Source organism: Clostridium sp., assembly GCF_030532265.1.
GTDB lineage: Bacteria > Bacillota > Clostridia > Clostridiales > Clostridiaceae > Clostridium.
In genome coordinates, this window is sequence record NZ_JAUNLM010000103.1 from 1 (window position 1) to 3,758 (window position 3,758).

At 24.1% G+C, this 3,758-nt stretch carries 5 protein-coding genes; all 5 read right to left on the minus strand.

All coding sequences use genetic code 11. From position 1 onward, the window contains the following. A partial coding sequence (locus Q4E08_RS11770) for a tyrosine-protein phosphatase (RefSeq protein ID WP_303131165.1) occupies positions 1–453 on the minus strand: 453 nt, incomplete at its 3' end. Between the two features lie 11 nt (positions 454–464). Further along, a complete protein-coding gene (locus Q4E08_RS11775; protein WP_303131166.1) occupies positions 465–1,115 on the minus strand; it encodes a CpsD/CapB family tyrosine-protein kinase in 651 nt (216 codons plus the stop codon). An 8-nt stretch (positions 1,116–1,123) separates the two neighbouring features. Beyond that, positions 1,124–1,849: a YveK family protein gene (locus Q4E08_RS11780; protein ID WP_303131168.1), complete on the minus strand. Its 726-nt coding sequence runs from the start codon at positions 1,847–1,849 to the stop codon at positions 1,124–1,126. A gap of 468 nt (positions 1,850–2,317) precedes the next feature. After that, positions 2,318–3,046 carry a class B sortase gene (gene srtB / locus Q4E08_RS11785; RefSeq protein ID WP_303131170.1) on the minus strand — a complete coding sequence of 243 codons (729 nt, stop codon included), beginning with the start codon at positions 3,044–3,046 and terminating at the stop codon, positions 2,318–2,320. Continuing rightward, positions 3,012–3,758: hypothetical protein (locus Q4E08_RS11790; RefSeq protein WP_303131172.1), on the minus strand; the 747-nt coding region annotated here is incomplete at its 5' end. The genes srtB and Q4E08_RS11790, both read right to left, overlap by 35 nt.

Sequence of the window (3,758 nt, forward strand, 5' to 3'; positions counted from 1 at the left end):
ATTTAATACTTCAACATTACTTATAACTTCTGAATATCTTTCAGGATGAGCAATAATTGGAGTAACTCCTCTTAATTTAAGTTCATACATATAATCAGCAGCTTCTTTTGGAATTTTTCTCATTGGAAATTCAAGTAACATATATTTCCCATCATTGATTGTCCCAATTATTCCTTCTTCAAAATCATCAATAATTTTTTCTGAAAAATATACTTCTTGTCCAACATGAACCTTTATATCAATTCCTTCTGATTCCAAAAGCTTATTGATTTTTGAAACTAAGTCTTTTACTTCATTATAAGTAACTTCAAAACATCCTCTCCTAAAATGTGGAGTAGCTACAATATTTTTAAGCCCTTCTCTTTCTGCTCTTTTTATCATATCAAGAGTCATTTCTATACTTTTTGATCCATCATCAATTCCAGGTAATATATGTGAATGTATATCTATCATATATTGTCCTCCTAGTCAGCGTAGTAATAATAATATTTTCCTGAGCTTCTTTCTCCACCATTTAATACAACACCTAAAATATGTGCATTAACTTTTTCAAGTGATGCCTTTGCTGATGCAACTGAATCTTTTTTAGTTCTTTCTGCTCTTACTACAAGCAAAACCCCATCAACTTTTGTTGAAAGTATTTGAGCATCAGTAACTGCATGAACTGGTGGAGTATCAAGTATTATTAAATCATAATGTTTTTGCAATTCATTAAGTAAATTTTCCATTGCTTTTGAACCTAAAAGCTCTGAAGGGTTTGGTGGAATTTTACCTGATGGTAATACATCAAGATATTCCGTGTGATGAATTACTGCTTTACTAAACTTTGAACTATCAATTACAACATCTGAAAGACCAATATTATTTGATATTCTAAACTTCTTATGAATACTTGGCTTTCTAAGGTCACAATCTATAAGTAATACCTTCTTTTCATCTTGTGAAAAGGCAAGTGCTAAGTTTCCAGCTGTTGTTGATTTTCCTTCTCCTGGTTCTGAACTTGTAACTAATATTTTTTCAATTTCTTTATCAAAAGATGAATATTGAATATTAGTTCTTAAAGTTCTATAACTTTCTGCTGGTATTGATTTTGGTTGTTTTTCAACTATTAACATATTTCCACCTACCTTCTACCTTTCTTTCTCTTTACATCTCTATTATTAGTTTCATCATCAAGCTCTGGTATAACACCAATAACAGGTAAATCTAAGTCTTCTTCTAATTCTTCTTTTGACTTATATGTATTATCCATAAATTCTAAAAGTAATGCTAATCCAACGCTTACCATAAGACCAAGTACAAAAGCTATAAGTATATTAAGTTTTTTATTTGGACTTACTGGCTTTTCTGGAACTTTTACTTTTTCTATAACTTTAACATTTCCATTTGGAATAAGCTGTTTTGATTCTTTTATAAATTCATCTGTAATTCCTTTTACTACACGTGCAACTTCATCTTTATCTGTTCCAGTATAAGATATTTCAAGTATTTGAGTATCAGCTCTTGGAGTAACTTTTAAGCTTTCCTCTACATCATTTATATCTTTAATATCATGACTTACATTTGCTTTCTTTAAGCCTTTTTCTATTAAATCATCAGTTTTTATAACTTCAGCATAAGTTTGAAGTAATTTTTGATACATCATTACATCATTACTATTATATTGTTCTGTTTTACTTTCTTGTTTACCAATAAAAAGCTTTGTTGTAACTTCATATTTTGGTTTTATTACGAAAAAGCTTATAATTCCAGCGATAATTGTAAATGCTAATGTTATACCAATTATCATTTTGTATCTCTTTTTAAGAGCTTCAAAGATTTCACTAATATTAATATTTTCTTCTTTCATTTAAGTTCCCCCGTATTTTTTACATTTCCTTTGAAATTATAACATAAATATGAATTTATTCTTCCTTTTTCCATTAATATTTATCTTTTTTTAACATATTATATATTATAAATTCACATTTTTTTAATACTATTTTGTATTACTTTGTTATTCTACTATATTTTTCTTTAAATGTTAAGAAACTTGTAATTTTTTTAATATATTTTTTCTCCTTTTTTTTACTTTTAAAGGATTATTTTTTTCTTTTTATTAAACTTAATATGTATAATTAACATAAAAATTTGCTTATTTAAACTTAAATTAATAAATTCATATATATTTTATATAATTTATCAAATATTGTTAAATTTTAACTGTATAAAAAAGTCGAAAAGTTTTTACTTAGAAATTTTATTCTATTTGAGTTATAAATACCTTAAATAGATAAGGTTGGATATTACTTTACATCCAACCTTATTTTAAATTATTTTATTTTATTAACTTTCCACAAACTGCAATTCTAGTACTTTTAGTTTCATAACTACAAGTACTTAAAGTTATAATTTTATCATCATTTTTTATATTTAAATTTCTATTATATAAACTTTTTTCTTTGATTTTTTTTATATAATTAAGAAAATCTTCATTTGATGAAAAACTTATTTTTAATTCATCAACATTTGCATCAATTAAATAGCTTGCAAATATCTCATATTTATATTCCTTATTATTGACAGTTAATATTATATATTTATTCTTCTCAAAAAATTGTTTTTCTTTAAAATTAATAAGTGGCTGAAACATAGTTTTATTTTTCATATTATGTCCATAAACAATTATATTTTTATCTTCTTTTATATCATTTTTATAATCAATAAAAATACTTCCAGAACTATTTATATTATTGTTAAAATCATGATTTAAATAATACTCATTATCCGCTCCTTGAACTACTGGATAGTTTATACTTGTACCTTCAACTTGAAGCCACATCTTATAATCCTTATTTATAGCTTTTAGTTTACTATCCAATATTTGATCTTTCTTATTTAATTCATTTTTTATATTTAATAATTCTTTATAAGTGTTCTTTGCTTTTTTATAACTATTTACTTTATTTACTAAAATAAAACTGCATATAATTATTATAATTATCAATATTACACTTATTAATAATTTAAATTTATTTACCAACTTTAAGTACATTCTTCTTTTCATCTTTATCATAGAAGTAATTATCATTTACATATTTATTTGTTATTTTTATTTTTATATCTGTATTCACGTTATTGATTGTAACTTTTGGATTATCAGTTACATTTTCATTATTTACAATTATACTTTGAATTTCATAATTCATTGGAACTATTTCCTTAATATTAAACTCTCCAATATTTAAGAAATCCTGTTTTGCTAAATTTTCATCTGAAACTTTAGCATCTTTATGCTTTAATGTAAAGTTTATTTTTTTACTTTCTCCAGCCTTTAAATTAAATGCGTAACTATTACCATTTCCCTTTAATAATATATTAAAGTTATCATCATTAGGAGCTTTTAAGCCATCTTTATTTATTACTTCTTTTTCTATAGTTATTGAACCTTTTTTATAAGGAATATTAACTTCTGGAACTTGGAATGTTATTTCCTTATCTTGATTATTTTTATCTTTATAATTCATTGTTGCATTTACGTTTGTTTTTATTTTTTCATCCCCTATTCCATAATACTCATCTTTAAGTTTTATTCTAAACTTTATTATTCTTCCTTCTGTTCCAACATCACCAAGATTAAATGATATTTTATTACCATTAATAGTTGGTTGTATATTTAATATTTCATCTTCTTTTCCATCTACTCCTGGTTTTATTACTTGTATATTTGAATCTGGTATTATGTCAAATTCTTTTGTTACTTCATCTGTTATAATAGT

Excerpts from the sequence above, each read along its gene's own strand:
- srtB (WP_303131170.1), bottom strand. The coding sequence starts at position 3,046 with ATGAAAAGAAGAATGTACTTAAAGTTGGTAAATAAATTTAAATTATTA.
- Q4E08_RS11780 (WP_303131168.1), bottom strand. The coding sequence starts at position 1,849 with ATGAAAGAAGAAAATATTAATATTAGTGAAATCTTTGAAGCTCTTAAA.
- Q4E08_RS11775 (WP_303131166.1), bottom strand. The coding sequence starts at position 1,115 with ATGTTAATAGTTGAAAAACAACCAAAATCAATACCAGCAGAAAGTTAT.